This is a genomic window from Streptomyces fulvoviolaceus (assembly GCF_000718165.1).
GTDB classification, from domain to species: Bacteria; Actinomycetota; Actinomycetes; order Streptomycetales; family Streptomycetaceae; genus Streptomyces; species Streptomyces fulvoviolaceus.
This window is the reverse complement of record NZ_JOEY01000002.1, coordinates 295,989-317,941: the sequence shown is the minus strand read 5'-3', so window position 1 is coordinate 317,941 and position 21,953 is coordinate 295,989. Positions and strand designations below refer to the sequence as shown.

At 69.9% G+C, this 21,953-nt stretch carries 23 protein-coding genes and 1 pseudogene; 14 read left to right on the top strand and 10 right to left on the bottom strand.

Features of this window, described 5'->3' with window-relative positions:
- Positions 1-2: 2 nt before the first annotated feature.
- Positions 3-428, bottom strand: a complete 426-nt coding sequence (gene dtd, locus IG08_RS0103365; RefSeq protein WP_030596041.1) for a D-aminoacyl-tRNA deacylase — start codon at positions 426-428, stop codon at positions 3-5.
- A gap of 156 nt (positions 429-584) precedes the next feature.
- Between dtd and IG08_RS0103360 the strand changes: the two genes are divergently transcribed.
- Positions 585-1,274 (top strand): RsiG family protein, encoded by a 690-nt coding sequence (locus IG08_RS0103360; protein ID WP_234342796.1) that lies wholly within the window; start codon positions 585-587, stop codon positions 1,272-1,274.
- A gap of 75 nt (positions 1,275-1,349) precedes the next feature.
- Positions 1,350-2,644: pseudogene (locus IG08_RS53885) on the top strand (GNAT family N-acetyltransferase).
- 194 nt (positions 2,645-2,838) lie between these two features.
- Here IG08_RS53885 and IG08_RS0103350 read toward each other — a convergent pair.
- Positions 2,839-3,021: a hypothetical protein gene (locus IG08_RS0103350; RefSeq protein ID WP_030596037.1), complete on the bottom strand. Its 183-nt coding sequence runs from the start codon at positions 3,019-3,021 to the stop codon at positions 2,839-2,841.
- A gap of 185 nt (positions 3,022-3,206) precedes the next feature.
- Between IG08_RS0103350 and IG08_RS0103345 the strand changes: the two genes are divergently transcribed.
- A complete protein-coding gene (locus tag IG08_RS0103345; protein ID WP_078655423.1) occupies positions 3,207-4,139 on the top strand; it encodes a winged helix-turn-helix domain-containing protein in 933 nt (310 codons plus the stop codon).
- Positions 4,140-4,174: 35 nt separating this feature from the next.
- Here the strand turns inward: IG08_RS0103345 and IG08_RS0103340 are convergent, their stop codons facing one another.
- Positions 4,175-4,363, bottom strand: a complete 189-nt coding sequence (locus IG08_RS0103340; protein ID WP_030596034.1) for a hypothetical protein — start codon at positions 4,361-4,363, stop codon at positions 4,175-4,177.
- 192 nt (positions 4,364-4,555) lie between these two features.
- On the opposite strand from IG08_RS0103340, the gene IG08_RS0103335 reads away from it, so the two are divergent.
- The gene (locus tag IG08_RS0103335) at positions 4,556-5,428 is read left to right on the top strand and encodes a GntR family transcriptional regulator (protein WP_030596031.1); all 873 of its coding nucleotides are present in this window, start codon (positions 4,556-4,558) and stop codon (positions 5,426-5,428) included.
- Between the two features lie 29 nt (positions 5,429-5,457).
- Positions 5,458-6,177: an HAD family hydrolase gene (locus tag IG08_RS0103330; protein ID WP_030596028.1), complete on the top strand. Its 720-nt coding sequence runs from the start codon at positions 5,458-5,460 to the stop codon at positions 6,175-6,177.
- Here IG08_RS0103330 and IG08_RS0103325 read toward each other — a convergent pair.
- Positions 6,168-6,350, bottom strand: a complete 183-nt coding sequence (locus IG08_RS0103325) for a hypothetical protein (protein ID WP_030596026.1) — start codon at positions 6,348-6,350, stop codon at positions 6,168-6,170. The two genes, IG08_RS0103330 and IG08_RS0103325, sit on opposite strands and share 10 nt — an antisense overlap.
- 177 nt (positions 6,351-6,527) lie before the next feature.
- Between IG08_RS0103325 and IG08_RS0103320 the strand changes: the two genes are divergently transcribed.
- Together IG08_RS0103320 and IG08_RS0103315 are read left to right on the top strand one after the other, a co-directional pair.
- The gene (locus tag IG08_RS0103320; protein WP_030596023.1) at positions 6,528-7,400 is read left to right on the top strand and encodes a GntR family transcriptional regulator; all 873 of its coding nucleotides are present in this window, start codon (positions 6,528-6,530) and stop codon (positions 7,398-7,400) included.
- 563 nt (positions 7,401-7,963) lie between these two features.
- A complete protein-coding gene (locus IG08_RS0103315) occupies positions 7,964-10,165 on the top strand; it encodes a phosphotransferase family protein (RefSeq protein WP_043453044.1) in 2,202 nt (733 codons plus the stop codon).
- A gap of 94 nt (positions 10,166-10,259) precedes the next feature.
- Here IG08_RS0103315 and IG08_RS0103310 read toward each other — a convergent pair whose 3' ends face one another.
- Positions 10,260-11,222: a zinc-binding dehydrogenase gene (locus IG08_RS0103310; protein WP_030596019.1), complete on the bottom strand. Its 963-nt coding sequence runs from the start codon at positions 11,220-11,222 to the stop codon at positions 10,260-10,262.
- Between the two features lie 93 nt (positions 11,223-11,315).
- Here IG08_RS0103310 and IG08_RS0103305 point away from each other — a divergent pair, with 93 nt between their 5' ends.
- Both IG08_RS0103305 and IG08_RS0103300 read left to right on the top strand, forming a co-directional pair.
- Positions 11,316-11,924: a TetR family transcriptional regulator gene (locus tag IG08_RS0103305; protein ID WP_030596017.1), complete on the top strand. Its 609-nt coding sequence runs from the start codon at positions 11,316-11,318 to the stop codon at positions 11,922-11,924.
- Positions 11,925-11,981: 57 nt separating this feature from the next.
- On the top strand, positions 11,982-14,060 hold the full coding sequence (locus IG08_RS0103300) for a HelD family protein (RefSeq protein ID WP_030596013.1): 2,079 nt from the start codon (positions 11,982-11,984) through the stop codon (positions 14,058-14,060).
- Positions 14,061-14,085: 25 nt separating this feature from the next.
- Here IG08_RS0103300 and IG08_RS0103295 read toward each other — a convergent pair whose 3' ends face one another.
- Positions 14,086-14,937: a nitroreductase/quinone reductase family protein gene (locus IG08_RS0103295; RefSeq protein ID WP_030596011.1), complete on the bottom strand. Its 852-nt coding sequence runs from the start codon at positions 14,935-14,937 to the stop codon at positions 14,086-14,088.
- 158 nt (positions 14,938-15,095) lie between these two features.
- Here IG08_RS0103295 and IG08_RS0103290 point away from each other — a divergent pair, with 158 nt between their 5' ends.
- Genes IG08_RS0103290 through IG08_RS0103280 form a run of 3 tightly spaced genes read left to right on the top strand, consistent with a single transcriptional unit; the run spans position 15,096 to position 17,065 of the window.
- Positions 15,096-15,734, top strand: coding sequence for an RraA family protein (locus tag IG08_RS0103290; RefSeq protein ID WP_030596008.1), 639 nt, complete (start codon positions 15,096-15,098; stop codon positions 15,732-15,734).
- 31 nt (positions 15,735-15,765) lie between these two features.
- Complete coding sequence (locus IG08_RS0103285; RefSeq protein ID WP_030596006.1) at positions 15,766-16,278, top strand: HAD domain-containing protein; 513 nt, start codon at positions 15,766-15,768, stop codon at positions 16,276-16,278.
- A 58-nt stretch (positions 16,279-16,336) separates the two neighbouring features.
- Complete coding sequence (locus tag IG08_RS0103280; RefSeq protein ID WP_030596004.1) at positions 16,337-17,065, top strand: class I SAM-dependent methyltransferase; 729 nt, start codon at positions 16,337-16,339, stop codon at positions 17,063-17,065.
- 216 nt (positions 17,066-17,281) lie between these two features.
- Here the strand turns inward: IG08_RS0103280 and IG08_RS0103275 are convergent, their stop codons facing one another.
- Positions 17,282-18,202, bottom strand: a complete 921-nt coding sequence (locus IG08_RS0103275; RefSeq protein WP_078655434.1) for an alpha/beta hydrolase — start codon at positions 18,200-18,202, stop codon at positions 17,282-17,284.
- 231 nt (positions 18,203-18,433) lie between these two features.
- Between IG08_RS0103275 and IG08_RS0103270 the strand changes: the two genes are divergently transcribed.
- Both IG08_RS0103270 and IG08_RS0103265 read left to right on the top strand, forming a co-directional pair.
- A complete protein-coding gene (locus IG08_RS0103270) occupies positions 18,434-19,018 on the top strand; it encodes a carboxymuconolactone decarboxylase family protein (RefSeq protein WP_030595998.1) in 585 nt (194 codons plus the stop codon).
- On the top strand, positions 19,015-19,884 hold the full coding sequence (locus IG08_RS0103265; RefSeq protein WP_030595989.1) for an RNA polymerase sigma-70 factor: 870 nt from the start codon (positions 19,015-19,017) through the stop codon (positions 19,882-19,884). Before IG08_RS0103270 ends, IG08_RS0103265 begins: the two co-directional genes overlap by 4 nt.
- 57 nt (positions 19,885-19,941) lie before the next feature.
- On the opposite strand, the gene IG08_RS0103260 is transcribed toward IG08_RS0103265, so the two are convergent.
- The 3 genes from IG08_RS0103260 to IG08_RS0103250 form a co-directional block, all read right to left on the bottom strand.
- Positions 19,942-20,436: a DUF3592 domain-containing protein gene (locus tag IG08_RS0103260; RefSeq protein ID WP_052424463.1), complete on the bottom strand. Its 495-nt coding sequence runs from the start codon at positions 20,434-20,436 to the stop codon at positions 19,942-19,944.
- 106 nt (positions 20,437-20,542) lie between these two features.
- The gene (locus tag IG08_RS0103255) at positions 20,543-21,073 is read right to left on the bottom strand and encodes an AAA family ATPase (protein WP_030595984.1); all 531 of its coding nucleotides are present in this window, start codon (positions 21,071-21,073) and stop codon (positions 20,543-20,545) included.
- A gap of 96 nt (positions 21,074-21,169) precedes the next feature.
- Complete coding sequence (locus tag IG08_RS0103250) at positions 21,170-21,910, bottom strand: VOC family protein (protein WP_030595982.1); 741 nt, start codon at positions 21,908-21,910, stop codon at positions 21,170-21,172.
- Positions 21,911-21,953 lie beyond the last annotated feature (43 nt).

Below are 21,953 nucleotides of genomic sequence, written 5' to 3'. Positions count from 1 at the left end.
GTTCAGATCTCGATCAGGACGGTGAACGGGCCGTCGTTCGTCAGCGACACCCGCATCTGCGCGCCGAAGCGGCCCGTCTCCACCGTCGCGCCCAGTGAGCGCAGTTGGGCGACGACCTCGTCGACGAGGGGTTCGGCGACGTCGCCGGAGGCGGCCGCGTTCCAGGTGGGGCGGCGGCCCTTGCGGGCGTCGCCGTAGAGGGTGAACTGGCTGATGACGAGCAGCGGGGCGTCGATGTCGCTGCACGACTTCTCGTCCTGCAGCATGCGGATCGACCAGAGTTTGCGGGCCAGTTGGGCCGCCTTCTCCTTGGTGTCCTCGTGGGTCACGCCGACGAGGACGCACAGTCCCTCGCCCTCGATCGCCCCGACGGTCTCGCCTTCCACGACGACGCTCGCGCCGTCCACCCTCTGCACCACTGCACGCATACGACCATCATGCCGGGCGTCGGGGAGTGCTCCACACCTGCCTTTTTTTGATCCTTAACCCCCCATCTGGGGCCGATCGGGGGCACTCGGTCACATAGCGGCCACTTAGGGTGGCACGATGCTTCCACACGCCGGTCGAGGGGACGGTAGAGGCGCATGAGCACACCGAGTACCGGGCAGCCTCCGGGGTCTGTCCCGTTGACGTGCGCGGGCGATCCGGAGAGCCTCCGGCCGCCCGCGCAGCGCACGGACAGCCCGCTGCTGCCCCCGGACCCGCCCGAGCACGACCTGACCGCGCTGAGCCTGCCCGAGCTGCGCGCGCTGCGCCGGGACGCCCAGCGCGACGAGGCCGACCTCAGCTATGTACGGCGGCTGCTGCAGGGCCGTATCGACATCCTGCGGGCCGAACTGGCGCGGCGGTCCCCGGCGGGGGCGGCGTCCGTGGTCGACCGGCTCCCGGAGATCCTGACCGACGCCCCGGCCCGGCACCGCTCCTCCGCCCGCCACGTCACGCTGGGCACGCCGTACAGCGAGGAGTACCGGCTGCTGGCGGCGGAGATGCTGTCCGAGGTCGAACTGTCGGACCTGGCCGCCCGCACGGACCTGGAACTGAACACCGCGATGGGCCGGCTCGTGCGGTACGAGCAGCAGGTCTCCCGGCGGCGGCAGCGGCTGCAGCGGACGGCTGACGACTGCAGCGCGGAGATCGCCCGCCGGTACCGGGAGGGGGAGGCACAGGTGGACGACCTGCTGATGTGCCGGCGTTTGAGGACGAGGCCGTTCAGGCCGAAGGGGGGTCTGGGGGCGCAGCCCCCAGCGGGGTCGAAGGGGCGGAGCCCCTGGTGATGGGACGGGTAAGGGCGGCGGGGGCGAGAAAAAACCGCCGCGACACCTCACCCCCGTACACCTACCGTGGCCCCCCTGACCCACCCGCACGCCGACATCGACGTCCGCCCGATCACCGAAGACGAGTTCCCGAACTGGCTGCGCGCCGTGAACGCCGGCTTCCTGCGCGAGCCGGTCGTCACCGAACCCGAACTCGGCCACCGCCGCGCCCAGTTCGAACCCGCCGCTACCTCGGCGCCTTCGACGGCGACCTCCCCCACTCTCGAATTCGCTCGAGCGGGGGGACCCCCATCGTGGCCACCTTCAGGTCCTTCGACCAGCGCCTCACGGCCGTCGGCGGCGCGGAGGTCCCCGCCGACGCGATCACCGGCGTCACGGTCACCGCCACCCACCGCCGCCGCGGCCTCCTCACCCGCATGATGACCCGGGACCTGACGGCGGCGAAGGACCGCGGAGACGTCGTAGCCACGCTGATCGCCGCCGAGTACCCGATCTACGGCCGCTACGGCTTCGGCCCCGCCACCTGGGCGACGGAGTGGACGATCGACGTCCCGCGCACCGGCCTGGACCCCCGCCGCTCCGGCCAGGACGAGGCGGGCGGCGGCCGTATCGACCTCGTGGACGGCGAGGACGTACGCAAGCTCGGCCCGGACCTGCACGCGCGCGTGCGCGCGGCTCAACCGGGCGCGGTGAGCCGCGACGAGCTGTGGTGGCGGCTCAACACCGGTGTCGTACGGTACGAGGCGTCGTGGACCGAGCCGTTCTACGCGGTGTACCGCTCCCCGGAGGGCGAGGTCGAGGCCCTCGCCGCGTACACCGTGGACGACAACTGGCACGACAAGCAGCCGCACAACACGGTCTCCGTGAAGTGGCTGATCGGTTCGGCCCCGGCCGCCGAGCGGGCCCTGTGGCGCTATCTCTGCTCGATCGACTGGGTCACGAAGGTGAAGAGCGGCTGGCGGGCGCCCGACGACCTGCTCCCCTTCTTCCTGCCGGATCCGCGGGCGGCCAGGATCACCTGGCAGGCGGACTGGCTGTGGGTGCGGATCCTGGATGTCGTACGGGCGCTGGAGGCGCGGACGTACGAGGGCGAGGGTTCGCTGGTGCTGGAGGTGACCGACCGGGCCGGGCTGGCCGGCGGCCGCTGGCGGCTGGAGGCCTCGCCGCAGGGCGGGTCCTGTACGCCGACCACGCAGAGTGCCGAACTCACGCTGGATGTCGGCGAGTTGGCGGCACTGTGGCTCGGTGACGAGTCCGCGGTGCGGCTCGCGGCGCTGGGCCGGGTGCGGGAAGAACGAGCGGGCGCCGGCCGGTTGGCCGACGCCCTGCTGCGTACGTCCAGGCGACCTTGGTGCCCGGACATGTTCTGAGGTCTCCTTCCGCCGGTCGACAGGTCTGCTGTGTTCTTTTGCATCGCATCCGTAGCGAGCTGTGAAGTTGTGGCTGTGCCGGTGGAGCTGTTCAGTTGTCGGTGTTCAGTTGTGGCTGTGCAGACTGACCGAGCTCCCGGCTCCCCTCCGGAAGGGAGCCCGGCCAGCCGAACCGGGTTGCGTCCGAACCGGCTTCAGCCGGACTGGGCGAGCAGCATCACGAGGATGACCGCTCCGATGCCTCCGATCGCGACGTTCTTGGCTTTGACGCCGAGCGTCAGCGCGAGGAACGCGATGATGCCCATCACGCCCAACTTCCACTGGACGAGCGCTTCGAAGCCGACAGCGAGAGCGGCGAGAGCGATGGCGAACGGCATGACGGTCCCCCTTCGGGAAGACGGTTCCCGGGCTGTCATCCTGATGGCCAACCTTGTGAAAGATTGACCATGTTGCTCAAGGTTGCTGAAGTTGGCGACCAACTTCACTGTACTTATCTCCGCTTGGAAGCGTCTCATAACCACCTTCCGATGAACTGCCCAAAGATGGCGGGAAGTTGTAGTGTTTGGTTGTGGACCCGAAACACGCCCCCGTCAATGGACGGAAGAGGTCACAGCGGCCACAGACGTCACATCACGAGGTGGCCGAGGAACTGCGCACCCGGATCCGGGACGGTGTGCTGCAGCCAGGACAGCGCATGCCCACGCAGGCCACGCTGGCCGACGAGTTCGGGGTCGAGCGCGGCGTCGTACGACAGGCGTTGCACGTCCTGCAGGCGGAGCACCTGCTGACCAACATCTCCAAGGGGAGCCCGGCGACCGTCGCCTCCGACCTGCGCCCGGGCGGTCCGTTCGCCGGGCCCGGAGCCCTGCCGCAGCCCACCATGGTCGGCCTCGGGCCCCGCATAGCCTCCGCCTTCGCGGCCAACCACGTCGAGATCGACGCCCTGTGCCTGACCTCGATCTCCCTCAACCTCGCCCTCGGCGAACCGCTGCGCCAGATCCACGCCCAGCGACTGAATCCGGCCAAGGTCGACGTTCGCGTCCTGCTGCCGGGCAGCCACATCGACCTCGCCTTCCCGGTCCCGGTCGACGGCCGCTGCCGGGACCAGGAAGGCGAGGTCGACCCGATCCACGAGCGCTGGCTGGCCCAGCGCAACGCCCAGGGACAGGTGCTCCAGCACAACCTGCTGGCCCTGCGCGCCACGCACGGTATCGACGTGCACGTCTCCTTCCGCGCCCTGCCCTTCACCCCGCCGGTGAAGCTGTACCTGCTCAACGGCATGGAGGCGCTCTTCGCCTACTACACGCTGACCCGCCGCGAGCAGGAGATCGACCACGAACAGCTGGAGATGTACGACGCCGAGGGCACCCGGTCGATGCTGTTCGCCTTCGAGCAGGGCGCCGGCCTGCGTGACACGACGTTCGTGGAGCAGTCGCACCTGTGGTTCAACGCACTGTGGGAGACGATCAGTTCGGAGCTGACGCTCACGAGCTGAGGTCTCCCACAGTCGCTGACACGGGTGCTTTCGACTCATAGGGCGGGTCCCGCGACCAGCAGGGCGAGGACGACGGCCCCGACGGAGCTGATGGCAGGGTTCTTGGCCTTGATGCCCACGGTGAGCAGGAGCAGGCCGATGATGCCGGAGGCGCCGTACTTCCACTGGAGAGTCTGCTCGACGCCGACGACGAACACGGCGGAGAGGATGGCGAGGGCAGGCACGATGGATTCCCCCTTCGGACTTCCGGACTTGCGAGGCGGGCGAGGCGGGGCGTGGGGGGTGCGAAGCGAGGAGCGAAAACTTTTGCCAACTTGGCTAACTTGGCAACCATCTCACTCAAGTTATCCCCACTTGGCGTGTACTTATAAACAAGCTTCAAACAACTCCCCTTAGATGGGTCAGAGTTGTAGCGTTTGGTCGTGACCCAGGAGAACGTGGCAGTGAACGGCAGCAGAAGGCTCTCGCCCCAGGAGATCGCCGACATCCTGCGGGAACGCATCCGCGCGGGCGACCTCAAGGCGGGGGACCGCCTGCCCACCCAGGCCGAACTCGCCGAGGAGTTCGGCGTGGAGCGTGGAGCGGTCCGCCAGGCCCTGCGCGCCCTCCAGGAGGACGGGCTGCTCAGCAATGTGAGCAAGGGGAGCCCGCCGCGGATCGCGGACGTGGTGCCGAGCAGGGAGGGGCCGCAGCCCACGATGGTCGGCCTGGCACCGCGGCTGACAGAGGCGTTCGCGGTGCAACACGTCCGTATAGACGCGGCCTGCCTCACCGCCGAGACCCTGATGCTGGCACTGGGCGAACCGGTCCGCCTGATCCACGAGGGAACCATTCGCCCCGAGTCGATCGACGTCCGCATCCTGCTGCCCTCCCGAGACATCACCCTCGCCTTCCCGGTCCCGGTCGAGGGCCCCGGCGAGGACGTCCACCAGCGCTGGCTCGAGATGCGCAACGCCCAGGCCCACGTCCTGCGCCACAACCTCCGCGCCCTGCGTTCCTCCCACGGCATCGACGTCCGCGTCACCTTCCGCGCCCTGCCCTTCACCCCACCGGTGAAGCTGTACCTCCTCAACGGCACGGAAGCCCTGATCGCCTACTACATGGTCACGCGCCGCGAGGAGCCCTCCGACACCGGAACCCTCGACATGTACGACGTCCTCGGCACCGAGTCCCTCCTCTTCTCCTTCGAGAAGGACGCCGGGCAGCGGGACGCCGCATTCCTGGAGCAATCGCAGATGTGGTTCGACGCCCTCTGGGAAACCATCACGACGGACATGACACTCTCCTAGTGACTCCTGATACGACGCACCCTGAACCGGTGACTGCAGAGACCGAGAACGAGATCGAGAAGCTCCGGGAACTGATCACACGTGCCCGTGTCGTGCTCTGGGACTTCGACGGGCCGATCTGCAGCCTGTTCTCCGGGCACTCGGCGGACCGAGTGGCGACGGAACTGGTCGAATGGCTCGAGAGCCGCGGCCTGCACGGTCTGGTGACGGAGGACGAACGGGAGTCCCTCGACCCCCATGTCGTCCTGCGCGCCGTAGACCGCAGGCACCCCGGCAGCGACCTGGTCGCAGAACTGGAGGAACGTCTCACCCAGGAGGAACTGCGTGCCGCGGCCTCGGCGATGCCGACTGCGTACGCCGACCCGCTGATACGCACGTGGACGGCGGTCGGCTCGCGCCTGGCCATAGCCACGAACAACTCCCCGAGAGTGGTCCGCAAGTACCTGACCAGCCGTGGCCTGGTCTCCTGCTTCACCCCCCACATCTACGGCCGCACCCAGGACCTCCACCACCTCAAGCCCGACCCGCACTGTCTCAACCGCGCCCTGAACGCGATGGGCGCGGCTCCGTCGGCCGCCCTGATGATCGGCGACACCCCGTCCGACTTCCTGGCTGCCCGGAGCGCCGGCGTCCCGTTCCTCGGCTACGCGCGTAACAAGCGCAAGGAGAAGTTGCTGCGGGAGGCCGGGGCCACGTCGGTGGTGAACTCGCTGGCGCCCGTCCGGTCGGTGATCCTGGGTCAGGCCTGAGTCATCAGCACCACGAACACCACGACCGCCCCGACGGCCAGCCCGCCCCGCCGCGCCCGTATGCCGATGCCGACCAGCAACAGGACCAGCACGCCGACGATGCCGAGCTGAGCCTGTGCCTGCTGGCCCAGGACGAGTTCAACGAGTCCCCTGAGCACTTGGAACATGAGCATCCACCCCCACCTCCCTTCCACTTCCGGCCCCAACACCCCAACCACCCTTCCAATTGGGCTGATTGGCTTGAGAGTGGTCTGCCCGGTCTGGTTGATCCTTTAACCAACAGTCCAATTTGACTGGGGAGTTGACCGGGGAGTGGTTTACCGGTGGGCGGCAGGCGGTACGGTCCAGTCGTGGACGGACAGCGGACCAGCGGGGGCAGCGGCAGGGAGTACCAGCGTGTCTCCGACGAACTGCGTCTCCGGATGACCGACGGAACGTACCCGGAGCAGTCCTTTCTGCCCTCGCAGCGTTACCTCGTCAAGGAGTTCGGAGTCTCCCGGGACACCGTCCAGCGGGCGTTGCGGGACCTGACCGACGAGGGCTGGATCGAGTCCCGGCAGGGCAGCGGTTCACGGGTGATCAGGAGCCAGCGCATTCAGTCCACGGCGACCAAGGCCACGAGGTCGCGTCGCGGCACAACGCTGGACCCCCTCATCAGCGAGGCGTTCGAGCGGCCCGAAGTCACCCTGGACGTCTACACGTTGACCTCCGAATCGCTGGACGCGCACATCCGCCTCCAGGTGGAGCGCATCCGGCGTGGCTCCATAGCCCCCCAGCGCATCGCCCTGCGCATGCTGCTGCCTGATGAGACGCAGCTCCTGCCGTATCCACGGATCAAAGGGGACCAGGAGGACCCGCGTCCGAGGGAGCGTCTGCGCGCCATCACCCGGCGGCACACGGAGTCGTTGGTGCATCTGCTCAACGACCTGAAGACCGAGGGGCGGGTGCCGTCCGTCGACGTGCAGGTCCAGCACGCACCACTGACCCCGGCGTTCAAGCTCTACCTGCTCAACGGCGTCGAAGCCCTGCACGGGATGTACGTGGTGGAGGAACGCCCCATGGCCCTGGACGACGGCGAGGTCGTCACTGCCCTCGACGTCATCGGCCTCGGCGCCACCCTGACCCACCAGGTGAAGGACGCCGATCCGAACTCTCCGGGGTCCGTGTTCGTGGAGAGCATGCAGGCCTGGTTCGATTCGGTCTGGAAGTTGCTAGCCCAGTAGTTCTCCACTCGGCCGTGTCATCGAAAAGCATGCTTTGGCATGCGTCAACCACTCAAGCGTCCGCTCCTTCCCGGGCGTGAAAGGTGGCGGAGTTACGAGGGCGCTACCGTGCGCCACATTCCGTCCCCTCGGCGGGGGTGCGAGGTGGGCTCTGGACAAGCTCGGCAGACGATTATCGGGATCTGGATCCCCGGACATGACGAAAGACCCCAGCAGGCGACCTGTTCAACAGGACCGCACGTCAGGGCCTCTCGATCATTGAATAGGAGGCTTTCATGTCGCCACCACCGCGAGTCGAGCCCGTTTCGGTCCGGTCACGAGTGTGTGATGACCTTCGCACCCGGGATTCGGTGCGGTTCGGATGCGCTAGGCTGCCCGAATTCCGGTGAGCAACCGCTTCCGTTCGTACGTAAGGGATGGCGAACAGGCCAACCTCGATCGATTCGGCACAGGTATGGCAAATCACCCATCTGGCCACTCGATTGTGTTTCTAGTTGTGCCCTGTAGAACCATTGTGAATGGGCGTTGCCCCGCCTGTTCCCTTCCACTACCCGGAGCGGCCAGTGGCCACACCGCTTGTCCCCCGTATCAAGCCCGGGGGGCGCGCCACCAATGACAGGCCCAACGCCGTCCATGAGGCGTTCGTCAGACGTGCCGCGGAGTTAGGGCAGGCGAGCGGTGGATTTCACAACCAGAACTACGTGCTGCCGCTGACGGAACCCCTCGCGCGTCTGGTCGGGCGAGATCCCGATACTTCCGTGACCGTGCGGGTCCGGCGGGCCGAGGCGCTGCCCGTGGTGATCAGGACCTGGCAGAACGAGGCGGAGATCCTCCGGGCCATCAAAGGCGTCCTGCCCAATGTGCCGGAGTGCCTGGTCGAAGGGGACGGCTTCGCCATCCACAGCTATGTGGAAGGCGTCCCGCTGTCCAGCGTCTGCGGGAACGGCAAGCCCGTCGACACCCTCCTGATGAAGGCGCTGGCCGGCCTCCTCGCCGAAACGGCCCAGGTGCGCAGAGGGGCCCTACCGCCCCTGCCACCGTTCTGGCCGACCAACCACACGGACAGTCAGGGCTTCCTGAAAACGCTGGCGCGTACGGCGGACCTGCAGATCCGAAAGCCCAACTGGCCTTATTTCGGAGGCCTGTTCGCGGCACTCGGCATCCCTGAGGACGCTCTGGTCCGGCTGGCGGAACAGGTGCCCGCCATGACGCGACGGCCCTACAGTCTGCTCCACGCCGACCTGCACCGCGACAACGTGATCATGTCGTACGGCGGTGATCCGCCCCTCATCTGCGTCGACTGGGAACTGGCGACCTACGGCGATCCTCTGCACGACCTCGCGACACACCTGGTCCGGATGCAGTACCCGTCCCATCAGAGGGGCGAGGTCATCGAGTCGTGGGCGGACGCCATGTGGGGCGTTCGCCCCGCTGCCGTCAACGGCGTCGACAAGGACCTGCGCCACTACGTCGCCTTCGAGCGGGCCCAGTCCGTCTATCCGGACGTGATGCGCGCCGCGAAGTCCCTGGAGAAGTCCTTCGACCAGAAGAGCCTGGACGAGGCCACCGCGGCCGTTCGCAGGGCCCTGGAGGCGGCGGCGGAGCCGCTCCGGCTGCGGAACGTGGCGAGCGAGGCGGAGATCGAGCGAATCCTGTTCCGGTGGAGGGCGTCCCGTCGCGCCGGCTGCGGTACACCGCAGCGCACGGCGGTAGGGGCGATCGACTGGCAGCCGGACGGGCGCGTCGCGGAGCGACCCGACTTCCCCCACTCGGCCGTGGCCGACGCTCTCTTCCTGGAGGGCGCGGCACCGGCCAGCCGGGTGTTCAAGGGCACGGCCCACCTCAATTCGGTGGTCCGGGTGCCGGGTGTCCGCTTCCCCGTAGTGGTGCGGCGCAAGGTGACGGAGGTCTGTCGCCGCGAGCGCAGTTTCCTCAGCGAGCACAACGTGCTCGCGGCGATCGAGCGGTCCAAGGTGGAAGTGGCCGCACCGCGGGTCCTCGCCCTGGGCGTGAGCCATTCGAAGGACCGTTTCGCGGTTCACACCTACGAAGGCCCGGACAACACGGACCAGAAGCCCGACCACCCCGTGCACGGCCTGCTGCCGCACGAGGCGGACGGGCTCGTCGCCCAGCTCGCCGCCCTGACGGACGTCAAGTACAAGGAGGTCGACCCGTCCGCGGAAGAGGACACGCCCTTCTACGGCTGGCTGAGCGACCAACTCGTCGCGCTGGTAGGCGAACTGCCGAAGGAGTCGCAGCAGCTGGCCCGGTTCCTCGGCCTGCCCGACGCCGAGCGGCTGAAGGAGATCCTGTCCCGGCACAAGGTGAGCCACCGAGCTCCGGCCCTGCTGCACGGCGACCTGAACCCCTGGAACCTGATCCGCCGCAAGGACGCCCTCGCGCTGACCGTCATCGACTGGGAGATGGCCCTGGTCGGTGATCCGCTCTACGACCTGGTCCGGCACATGCACCTGACCCCGACCCGGCCGGAGATCCGCGAGCGTCTGTTCCGCCGGTGGGCGAAGTGGCTGGAGCCGAAGCACACGCGCGACTGGGAGAAGGACTGGCGGGTCTACCGGTGGATCGAGATCGTGCGGTCCGCCTACGTCGACCTCGACCGTCTGGCCACCGGAGCCAGCCTGGACGCCCCCAACGTCCGCCGTGCCGTGGACTCGTACGCGATGACCCTGGCGGCAGCCACCGGCTCCCTCGGCCTGTCCGTCCGCCCGAAGGCCAACCCGTACCTTGCCCGCGCGTTGGCGTAGGGAGACCACGGCGCCCTCGGGGGAGGGAGGGACAGTCCTGTCGGGTGAGCGGGTCGGCCCGCGGCTGGTGCCGCCGGGTGGCCCGATGGCCCGTTCACACCTCCAGCACCACCTTCCCCACCACCCCCCGCCCCTCAATCACCGCATGCGCCTCATCCGCCCGCCCCAGCGGAAACACCCCTCCCACCACCGGCCGCAGCCGCCCCTCCGCCGCCTCTCCGAGGGCGTACGTCGTCAGGCGGCTGAGGTCGGCGGGGCCGAACTGCACGTCGCTGATGCCGAACAGCTTGATGCCCCGTCGGTCGGCCTCCCCGGTGTCCAGGGTGGCGAAGCCGCCGGACGGGGCTCCGTGGGCCGAGAAGCGGCCGCCGTCGGCGGCCAACGGGAAGGCGGCAGTGCCGAGTTGGCCGCCGACGCCGTCCAGGACCACGTCGGCGGCGCCGCCCAGGGCCGCGCGGGCCTGTTCCGGCCAGTCGGCGGGGGTGGGGTCGATGGTCGCGTGGGCTCCCAACTCCCGTACCAACGCCTGCTTTTCGGGGCCACGGGCCGCGGCCACCACCCGCGCCCCCCGCGACCGGGCCAATTGGACCAGCAGCGTGCCCATACCCCCCGACGCCCCGAGGATGAGGACGCGGTCGCCCGGCGCCACCGCCGTCAGTTCCAGGACGCCCGCCGCCGTCACCCCGTCATGCACCAGAGCTGCCGCCGGCAACAGGTCCAGGTCGTCCGGTACGGCCGTCAGGGCGTCGGTCGATGCGACCGCCCGGGACGCGTAGCTGCCCGCCACGAAGGACACGACCCGGCGGCCGAGCCACTCCCCGGGGACGTCCGGACCGAGGGCGGTGACCGCGCCGGAGACGCCGCCTCCGGGGACGTAGGGCGGGGTCACGGGGAAGTAGTCGCGGCCCCAGCCGGACCGTATCTGGGTCTCTACGAAGATCGTGTCGGCGTAGGCGACGTCGATCAGCACCTCGCCCGGACCCGGGGCCGGGTCGGGGAGGTTCACCGGGGTCAGGACCTCCGGGCCGCCGAATTCCTGGACCTGTGCTGCTCGCATGGCATGCCCCCACCTGTCGAAAATGATGCGCGTGCATGCAGTCTTCGACCTCAACAGCGGTTGAGGTCAAGCGGCGGCCGTAGGCTCACCGCCATGGACGAGATCGGCCTGCGTGAGCGCAAGAAGCAGCGGATGTACGAGACGGTGTCAGGGATCGCCATCCGGCTCTTCCTGGAGAAGGGCTTCGACGCCGTCTCCGTCGCCGAGGTCGCCGCCGCCGCGGAGATCTCGAAGCCGACCCTCTTCCGGTACTTCCCGGCCAAGGAGGACCTCGTGCTGTACCGGATCGCCGATCACGAGGACGAGGCGGCGCGGGTCGTGGCCCAGGCGAAGGTCTCGCCCCTCGCAGCCCTGAGGCGGCACTTCCTCGACGGGCTGGAGCAGAACGACCCCGTCACCGGGCTGAACGACCACCCCGCCGTGCTCGCCTTCCACTCGCTGCTCTACGGCACTCCCGCCCTGGTCGCCCGGACGTACGCGCACCTCGAACGGCAGGAATCCGCGCTCGCCGAGGCGCTCGGCGGTGACCTGGACGCACGGCTGGCCGCCGGGCAGCTCATCGCCGTACGGCGGATTCTCGCGATGGAGAACTGGCGGCGGATCGCGGACGGGGAGCGGGTGGCGGATGTGCGGGCTGATGCGGTGGCGGCGGCGGAGAGGGCGTTCGGGCTGCTGGTGCGTGGGTTGCCGCATCTTGCCTAGCCGTGCGACTGAGTAAAGAATTTAACTCGGTTACGTTATTCCGGTACTCTCGGTGGAATGACCTCGCCCGACTCTGCCCGGCAGGAATCGCTCCAGGAAGCGCTCCACCGTGACCGCGCCCACCACGACCGCTGCCGCGCCGCCCTCGCCGCCATGGTCGACGGCGCCCAGGAGCAGGTCGTCGTCGGTGAGGACGTCTCCGCCTCCGGTGCCGATGCCGAAGTGCTGGGCTATCAGCTTCGAACCAAGGCCAAGGAGTTCCGGGAACTGCCCGAAGGGCCGTTGTTCTTCGGCAAGTTGGGCTTCGCGGAAGGTGAACATGCCGGGCAGCGGTACCACCTCGGGCGGCTGCGGATCAGTGAGCATCCCGCTGCCCCGCCCCTCGTCGTCGACTGGCGCGCGCCCGTCTCCAGGGCCTTCTATCAGGCGATCGCCAGTGACCCGCAGGGCGTCGCCGTGCGGCGGCGGTTCGGGTGGGCGCCGGGGAGCAAGGGGGACTCTGCCGACCTCACCGGGCTGGAGGACGAGTACCTCCAGGACGGAAGGATTCCGCAGGGCGGCCAGGACAGCCAGGACGGCGGGATTGCGCAGGTCAGCGACATCGTCACCCGTGAGATCGAACGGCCCCGCGTCGGGCCCATGCGGGACATCGCCGCGACCATCCAGCCCGAGCAGGATGATCTCGTACGGGGCGACCTCGCCGTTTCCGTCTGTGTGCAGGGGGCCCCGGGCACCGGCAAGACCGCCGTCGGGCTGCACCGGGCCGCCTATCTCCTCTACACCCACCCGCAGCGCATCCGGCGCGGCGGACTGCTGATCCTCGGGCCCAACCGCACCTTCCTCTCCTACATCGCGGAGGTGCTGCCGGCGCTCGGTGAGAGTGGTGTGCGGCAGTCGACCCTCGCGGAGGAGATCGCCCGGCATCCGGTCACGGGGACGGACGGGGAGCGCGGCGCCGTGCTCAAGCACGATGCCCGGATGGCGGAGGTGCTGCGGCGGGCGCTGTACGCGCGCGTGTCGGCCGACCCTCCCAACTCCCTTGAGATTGCGGACGGTTCGTACCGCTGGAGGGTGCGCGTCGGCGAGCTCGCGCGGATCGTGGCGGACGTACGGGCCGAGGAACCGCCGTACGGCGTCGGGCGGGAGCGGGTGCGCAGTCGGGTGGTGCGGAACCTGCAGATGCAGGCCGAGCGGAGAGCCGGGCCGCAGAGCAACGCGTGGGTGCAGAAGGTTTCGCGGTCGCGGGTGATCGGGGCGTATCTCGACGCCGTGTGGCCGCGAGTGCGACCCGAGGAGGTCGTGGCCGAACTCCTCACCGACCAGGAGGTGTTGGCGGTCGCCGCCGACGGGCTGCTGGACGACGACGAGCAGCGGGCGGTGCTGTGGGCCCGGCCGCCGCGGTCGTGGAAGTCGGCGCGCTGGTCGGCCGCCGATCTCGTGCTTCTCGACGAGGTCGCCGGGCTCGTCGAACATCCCGAGGGCTACGGCCATCTCGTCGTCGACGAGGCGCAGGACCTGTCCCCGATGGAGTGCCGGGCGATCGCCCGCCGGGCCCGGTTCGGGTCGCTCACCGTCCTCGGCGACCTGGCGCAGGGGACCACGCCCTGGGCCGCCCGGTCGTGGGAGACCTCCCTGAGCCACCTGGGGAAGCCGGACGCGACCGTCGTACCGCTGACCATCGGGTTCCGCGTGCCGCGGGCCGTCGTCGCGCTCGCCAACCGGCTGCTGGAACGGCTGGACGTGGACGTCCCGGCGGGTCATTCCCTGCGCGGGGACGGGGAGTTGAGGATCCGGGAGGCGGTGGATGATCTGTCGGCCGCGGTCGTGGGCGCCGTACGGGACGCGTTGGAGCACGAAGGTTCCGTCGGGGTCGTCGCGGCCGATGCGGACGTGCCCCGTGTGCGGGAGGCCCTCGACGCGGCCGGGATCTCGGCGGCCGGTCCGCAGGAGCTGGGGGCGCGCGTGGCCGTCGTACCGGCGAGTGTCGTCAAAGGGCTCGAGTACGACCATGTCGTCGCCGTGGAACCGGCCGCGATCGCGGAGGCCGAGGAACGCGGGCTGCACCGGCTGTACGTCGTACTGACCCGGGCGGTGTCACGGCTGGAGGTGGTGCACGGGCGGCCGTTGCCGTTCTAGTGCCACGGCCGCCCGTCGGGGTCGGTCAGGCGCCGCCGAGGAGGGGGATCAACTGCTCTTCCTCGTACGTCAGATGGGCTTCGAGTTCCGCTGTCAGGCGGTCGACCTCCGTGCGTACCGAGGCGGGGTCCGTGCCGGAGAGCGCGCTGCGCAACTCCTCGACCAACGCCGCGATTCGCTCGTGCTCGGTGCGCAGCCGGTCGATGGCCGGGGCCGACTCCGGGTGTCGGTCGGCCAGGAACGGGAAGATGCCCATGTCCTCGCCGGTGTGGTGGTTGTGCAGGCCCTGGCAGAAGGTCAGGCAGTTGACGCGGAGTTGGGCACCGAGGGTGGTGGAGCCCTTCTCGAAGGTGGCCATCTCCTTGCGGATCAGGGCGAGTTCGCGACGGAACGCGTCGTGGATGACCTTGAGGCCCTCGCCCGGCGAGGAGGCGTTGACGTTCGGCGGGCCCGGCCGGGCGATCTCGTGCAGGGCGACCACCGGGATGATCCGGTCCGTCTTCTCCTGGTACGCCGCCCAGCCGGGGTCCGTCTCGACCGCCCGTGCGAAGGCCCGGTCCCGTTCCTCGCCGCGCAGGACGACGGCTTCGGCCTCATAGGTGAACGCCCCGCTCTCCACGGTGACTTGGGGATGTGCGGCGAGATTCCGGTACCAGTCCGGGTGCCGGGGCGAGCCGCCTGCCGAGGCGATGACGAGGATGCGGTCGCCGCCGTCGTTGAGGTAGCCGACGGGGGTGGTGTGCGGGGTGCCGGTGCGGGCGCCGGTGGTGGTCAGGAGGATCAGGCGGCCGCCTTCGAAGGGGCCGCCGACCTTGCCGTGGTTCGCCCGGAACTCGTCGATGATCTGTTGGTTGAACTGGTGGATGGGGTTGGGCACTCTCTCTTCTCTCTCTCGCTGGTCTTCATGGAGGCGAAGGCGGAGAGAAAGGGGCGGGCTTCTGGCCCGCCCTGGCCTCACTCAGAGGCCGGGCACCCAACTCGCTCACGGCACAAGGCCGACCCGGCAGTCATGGCACGCACGGTAGCTTCGTCGGCATGATCGAGACCACCGAGTTTCTGGACAGCCCCTTTCTGGACATCCCCACGACCACCCTGGCCGATCTGCTGGGCCGCGAACGGGTCATGGACATCGGGATCAGGCCGCTGTGGGGGCCGGTGCCGCGGGTCGCCGGGCCGGCGTTCACCGTACGGTGCCCTCCCGGCGACAACCTCATGCTGCACGCGGCGATCCACCGGGCGGAGCCCGGCTCGGTGATCGTCGTGGAGTCGGGCGACCTCGACTACGCGCTGGCCGGCGGCAACGTCTGCGCGGTCGCCCAGCGCCGGGGGATCGCCGCGTTCGTCCTCGACGGGGTCATCCGCGATCTCGCCGAGGTGCGGGAGGTCGGCTTCCCGGTGTTCGCCCGGGGCGTCATCCCGATCCCGGGCGCCAAGAAGGCCGTAGGGCCGCTCGGCGGTCGGGTGCGCTGCGGCGGGGTGCGGGTCGACGCCGGCGATGTCGTGGTGGCCGACGAGGAAGGCGTCGTCGCCGTCCCCGCCGCCCGCCGCGAGGAGATCCTCACCGCGGCCCGCGCCACGCTGGCCAAGGAGGCCACCGAGACCCTGGACGCGTGGGAGTCGGCACACCGGGCACGGGTCGACGCGATCCTCGCGGAGGGCGGGTTCGAGGGCTGAGCGCGGGCATCCTGGGCCATCCTGATCCCTGATGCTTCTCTTCCTCGACGTCGACGGGACGCTCCTGCCGTTCGGGGCGGCCCGGCCGTACCCGGTGTACGAGACCCGCTTCGCGCTGCCCGAGGCCGCCGTCGGCCATCCGCTGCTGACCCGCGTCGATCCGGCCCTGGGCGCACGGCTGACCGCGCTGGGGTGCGAGCTGGTGTGGGCCACGACCTGGATGGACGACGCGAACACGTGCCTGGCGCCCTGGCTCGGGCTGCCCCCACTGCCCCGCGTGGACTGGCCGGACGAGGACGAGGACGAGGACGACGCCGCCGGCGGGTCGGCCGGGCTGCACTGGAAGACCCGGCCCCTCGTCGCCCGGGCCGCCGGGCGGCCCTTCGTCTGGGTCGACGACGAGATCACCGACGTCGACCGGACCTGGGTGGCGGCTCAGCACCCCGGGCGGGCGCTGCTGCACCGCGTCGACCACCGGTACGGGCTCACGGACGCCGACTTCGCGGTGCTGGAAGGGTGGATCCAAGGGCGGACGTACGGCTGAGACTGAGGCAGAGGCACATGGCTCCGTCCAGGTCCCTCCAGGAAGGACACGTCCGCCGATGACCACCGACGACTGCTTCGCGCACCCGCGGCTCGCCGCGATCTACGACCCCCTCGACCCCGATCGCGGCGACCTCGACGCGTACGTCCGTCTCGTGGCGGAGTTCGGAGCGCGCCGGGTGCTGGACATCGGCTGCGGGACGGGGGTGTTCGCGCTCCGGCTGGCCGACCGGGGGATCGAGGTCGTCGGCGTCGATCCCGCCCGGGCGTCCCTCGACGTGGCCCGGGGCAAGCCCGGCGGCGAGCGGGTGCGCTGGGTCCACGGCGATGCGACCGTCCTCCCGCCGCTCCAGGTCGACCTCGTGACGATGACGGCGAACGTCGCCCAGCAGATCGTCGACCCGGAGGCCTGGCGGGAGACCCTGCGGGCGGCCCACGCGGCGCTGCGGCCCGGCGGGCGCCTGGTCTTCGAGACCCGCGATCCGGCCGGGCGCGCCTGGGAGGAGTGGAACCGGGAGGCGTCGTACGGCGTGACGGAGATCCCCGGCGTCGGCGCGGTCGAGACCTGGGTCCAACTGACCGAGGTGAGCGGGCCGTTGGTGACCTTCCGCTGGACCTACGTTTTCACCGCGGACGGCGAGGTCCTGACCTCGGACTCCACGTTGCGTTTCCGCGAACGGGCGGAGACCGAGGCGGAGTTGGCGGCGCAGGGGTTTGTCGTGGACGACGTCCGGGACGCTCCCGACCGGCCGGGGAGGGAGTTCGTCTTCGTCGCGCGACGGCCCTAGGTGTGCTGTTCGGCGGATCATGCCGGCGTCGCGGGGTCTGGCACGCGCATCTGCCGCGTTGTCGTCGGTTGCCGACTCCCTCGCGCTCGAACTACCTCGGGGCCCCATCGCGTCGCCGCCCTCCTCCCTCCGCCTTGCAGCTGCACGCACCAGACCCCGCTCGGGTCGCCTGACAGGCACCGTTCGCTGCGGCCGGCCTGATCCGCCGGACAGGCCCTAGCGGTTCAGGGCGCGCAGCAGCATCGGTAGGGAGCGGTGCAACTCGCGTTGCCAGTAAGGCCAGTCGTGGGTGCCGGGGCCGTAGAAGTCGGTGGTGACGTGGGCTCCGGCGGCCTTCAGGCGGTCGGCGACAGCGTGGTTCATCTCGTTCAGCACCGCCTCCAGGTCGTCGTAGGTGCCGGGCGGGTCGAAGGGGCCCGCGGTGCCGTCGCCGCTCGACAGGAAGACCGGGAGCGAGCGCAGCCGGCCCGCGAGGTAGTACGGGTCGTGCGCCTCCCACACGGCACGCTGCGCCACCGGGTCGCCCCACATGGCCAGGGGATCCTCGCCGTACTCCTTCAGCAGGTCCAGCAGGCCGGCCGGGAAGTCGCCGTGCAGGGGATGCACCACGCCGCTGTAGCTCGCCGCCGCGCGGAACATGCCGGGACGGTGTGCGGCGTAGAGCAGCGAACCGAGGCCGCCCATCGACAGCCCGGCGACGACCCGCCGGGTCCCGGCGCCGTAGTCGTCCTCCAGCAGCGGCCGCAGCTCGCCCAGGTGGAAGGTCTCCCAGGCCGGCGGGCCGCCCTTGCCGTGGTTCCACCAGTCGCTGTACCAGCCGACCGGACCGCCTTCCGGCATGACGACCAGCACGTCCCGCAACTGCGCGAGCTTCGCGACGTCGGTCTCGCGCGTCCAGCTGTCGTAGGAGTCGCAGCACCCGTGCAGCAGGTACAGCACCGGCCAACGGCGGTCCTTCCGGTGCTTGTTCCAGCCGTCCGGAGTCAGCAGCCGCACCTTGGCCGTACGGCCCAATGCGGGGGAGGAGACCGTCAGGTCGAGCAGACGGGGGCCGACCTTCTCCTCCGCGACGACTCTGGCGCCACCGCCTCCGCCGCCGGTGGTGGCGGCGGTCGCGGCCCCTGGCATCACCGCCATGACCAGCGCCACCAGAACTGTCCAGATCAGCAGACGAGCACGGGCAGGATGCACGGGCGGTCCTCCAGTTCCGACGGCGGCTATTGGAGCGTAGGGATCGCTGGGGCGCCGGTCGATACGTCAGATGGCTGAGGTGCGGCTGACCAGTGCCCGCGGCGGATGTCACATGCGCGGACCCGGCGGTGTCTTCATGCCGAACAGGCAGACGGACATCCCCATGAGGAGAACACCGTGGCGCTACGCATTCCGAAGGCCGAGCTTCCCGTCGAACTCGGCGACGACATGATCAAGCAGTTCGGTGCCGTGCCCGAGCCCTTCGAGGTGACGGCGCACAACCCCAAGGTCGCCCGGGACTCCACGGAGATCGGGCGCAGGCTGAGCGAGTGGGACATGGCCGACGAGGGGCTCAAGACGTTCGCGCACATGGCGGTCGCGGCGCAGGTCGGCTGCAGTTGGTGCCTCGACATCAACTACTTCCAGGCGCTGCACAAGGACCTGGACCTGACCAAGGCGAGCCAGGTGCCGCGCTGGCGGGAGTCGGAGGTGTTCACGCCGCTGGAGCGGGACGTGCTGGAGTACGCCGAGGCCATGACGAACACGCCGCCGACTGTCGACGACGAGCTGTACGCGGGCCTGCTCGACCGGCTCGGCCCGGCCGCGATGGTCGAACTCACCGCGTCCATCGGCTTCGCCAACATGGCGACCAGGAACAACTCGGCGCACGGGATCACCTCGCAGGGCTTCTCCGACGCGTGCGAGATCCCGCTGGTCGCCGCGCGCCCCGAGAAGTCCGGCGTGGTGTCGACGGCGATATGACCACCGAGGACTCGTTCGTCGCCCATCGCGGCCTGCTGTTCACGGTCGCCTACGAGATGCTCGGTTCGGCGGCCGACGCGGAGGACGTGCTGCAGGAGTCCTGGCTGCGGTGGGCCGACGTAGACCCCGCGCAGGTGCGCGACCCGCGGGCGTACCTCGTCCGGGTCGTCACCCGGCAGGCGCTCAACCGCCTGCGGACGCTGTCGCGCAGCCGCGAGGAGTACGTCGGCGAGTGGCTGCCGGAACCGCTGCTGACCAGCCCCGATGTCGCCGAGGACGTCGAACTCGCGGAGAGCGTCTCGATCGCGATGCTGACCGTTCTCGAGACGCTCGGGCCGGCGGAGCGGGCGGTGTTCGTGCTCCGTGAGGTCTTCGAGATGCCGTACGGCGAGATCGCCGAGGCCGTCGGGAAGTCCGCGGCGGCGGTGCGGCAGATCGGGCGGCGGGCCCGCGAGCACGTGGCGGCCCGGCAGCCGCGGGTGCGGGTGAGCCGGTCGGAGCAGCAGATTGTGGTGGAGCGGTTCCTGGCCGCGTTGCACACCGGGCAGTTGCAGGAGCTGCTGGAGGTCATGGCGCCGGACGTGGTCCTGATCACCGACGGTGGCGGGGTGGTGGCCGCCGCTCTGGCTCCGATCCACGGGGCCGAGGCGGTGGCGAAGCTGCTCGCGCGCGCGAGCAGCGCGGTGAGCGAGTCCGAGACGACGCCCGTGTGGCTCAACGGCGCGCCCGCGGCCCGCATCGAAACCGACGGCCGAGTGGCCGCAGTGAGCCTCGTGGTGGAGAACGGGCGGATCACCCGGATCCACGCGGTGGTGAACCCGCGGAAGCTGACGCGGCTGGACGAACCGGCCGAACTCACCAGGTAGGCCCGCTCCTGCTCCGGTGCCGTGAGTGTTCCGGGCTGTGGGAACAGCCCGGAACACTCACGGCACCAGTCCGGAACCCACCGGCTGGGAACGCCCCCGCCTCACCAGTGCGACGGCCGTCCCGATCCCCACGATCACCAGCCCGATCCCACCGAAGATCAGCGGCAGCAGCCACAGCGAGGCGAACCCGTTGAGCCGCGCGTCCTCGGGGGAGTCGGCGCGGTACAGCACCTCGACCCGCTCGCCCTCCTCGTACGACGGTGGATTGGAACCCGTCGAACTCCGGAACGTCCTCTGCACGCCGTCCGCCGACGTGAACTCGACCACCGGGTAGGCCGAGGGCTTGTCGTTCGATCGCTTCTTGCGGGATGAGGAGCTGTGGTCGTTCCGCCACTCCAGCGCCACCACCGTGCCCCGGGCACGCTCCGCATCCACCAGGAACGACACCGACACCCCCGCCAGGATCAACCCGACGACCAGGAACAGTGCCCCGAACGCGATCACCCCGAACGTGATCCACCGGGCACGCCGCCCACGCACCTGAACCCCCACGATGTCCCTCTCACTGGTCCGGTCACTGGTCCGGTCACTTGTCCGGAGCGAGAGGGCAGGCTATCCGGACGTCCCGGTCGCCGTGTTCCCGCCCCGGGCGGGGACTTCAGCTCTTGACGGCCTCTGCGATCCGCAGGGCGGCCTGGGCAGGCGTGAGGTGCGTGGTGTCGACGACCTCGGCCTCGCCGTGCAGCCACGTGCGGGCCGCCTCGGCGTAGGGCTCGAGGTATTTGAGACGGAACCAGGAGTTGGAGCCGACAACAGTGTCGCCCGCGATGCGCCCGCGGAGGGTGTCCTGGTCGGCGTGGAGGACGAAGTGCCGTACGGGGATGGCGTGTTGGGCGAGGCCCGTGCTGATCTCGCGCCAGTACTGCTCGACCAGGACGGTCATGGGCATCACCAGGGTGCCGCCGGTGTAGTCGAGCACGCGGCGGGCGGTCTCGACGACGAGCGGCCGCCACGGCGGCCAGTGCTGGAAGTTGTCCGTCCCGGGTGCGGGCAGCGCCGGCGTGATGTCCATGAGGGTCTCGCCGACCTTCTCGGCGTCGGACACCCGTGAATCCGGGATCAGCTGCTGCACGAGTGCACTGGTCGTGGTCTTGCCCGCGCCGTGGGTGCCGTTGAGCCATACGATCATGGGACTCGACGCTAGCGCCGTGGGGGCCGCGGGGACGGGCACAGCGGAAATCCGGTACGGCATCGGCGTCTCTCAGGGTGCCGTCAAGGTTCCGCGTCAGGACCGGGCGAGGACGCAGAACTCGTGGCCCTCCGGGTCGGTCAGGCACGTCCACGGGACGTCGCCCTGCCCGACGTCGAGGTCGGTGGCGCCGAGGGCCCGCAGCCGGGCCACCTCCGCTGCTTTGTCGTCACCGACGTCAGGCACCAGGTCGAGATGGACGCGGTCCGGCACGGTCTTCACGTCGGGCGTGCGGAGGAACTCGAGATACGGGCCGACACCCTTGGCGGAGCGCAACACCGCATGGTCGTCGGTCGCCTCGCTCAGGGTCCAGTCGATCGCCTCACCCCAGAACCGGGCCATGGCCCGCGGATCCGCGCAGTCGACCACCACCGCGGCGATCGGCCCGGTGTCCCGGTAGATCTCCCGAGGCTCCAGTACGCAGAACTCGTTGCCCTCCGGGTCGGCGAGGACCGTCCACGGCACGTCGCCCTGGCCCACGTCGACGGGCGTCGCACCGAGAGCCTGGAGGCGCGCGACCAACTCCGTCTGATGGGCCGCAGAGGTGGTGGCGAGATCGAGGTGCACACGGTTCTTCGTCGTCGTCTTGGGTTCCGGGACGCAGATGACGTCGACGCAGACACCGGCCGGGTCCAGCCAGTCGAAGCCGGCGGGCTTAGCGGCGGTCGCGCCGGGTTCCTGGCTGGAAACCCGCCAGCCGAGCGCCTCCGCCCAGAACCGGCCGACCGCCGAGTCATCAAGAGCCTTCATGTTCACCAGAACAGGTCGCAGGGCCATGCCGGCGATCCTATGCACCGGGATCAAGTGGCCTGGCGCACTT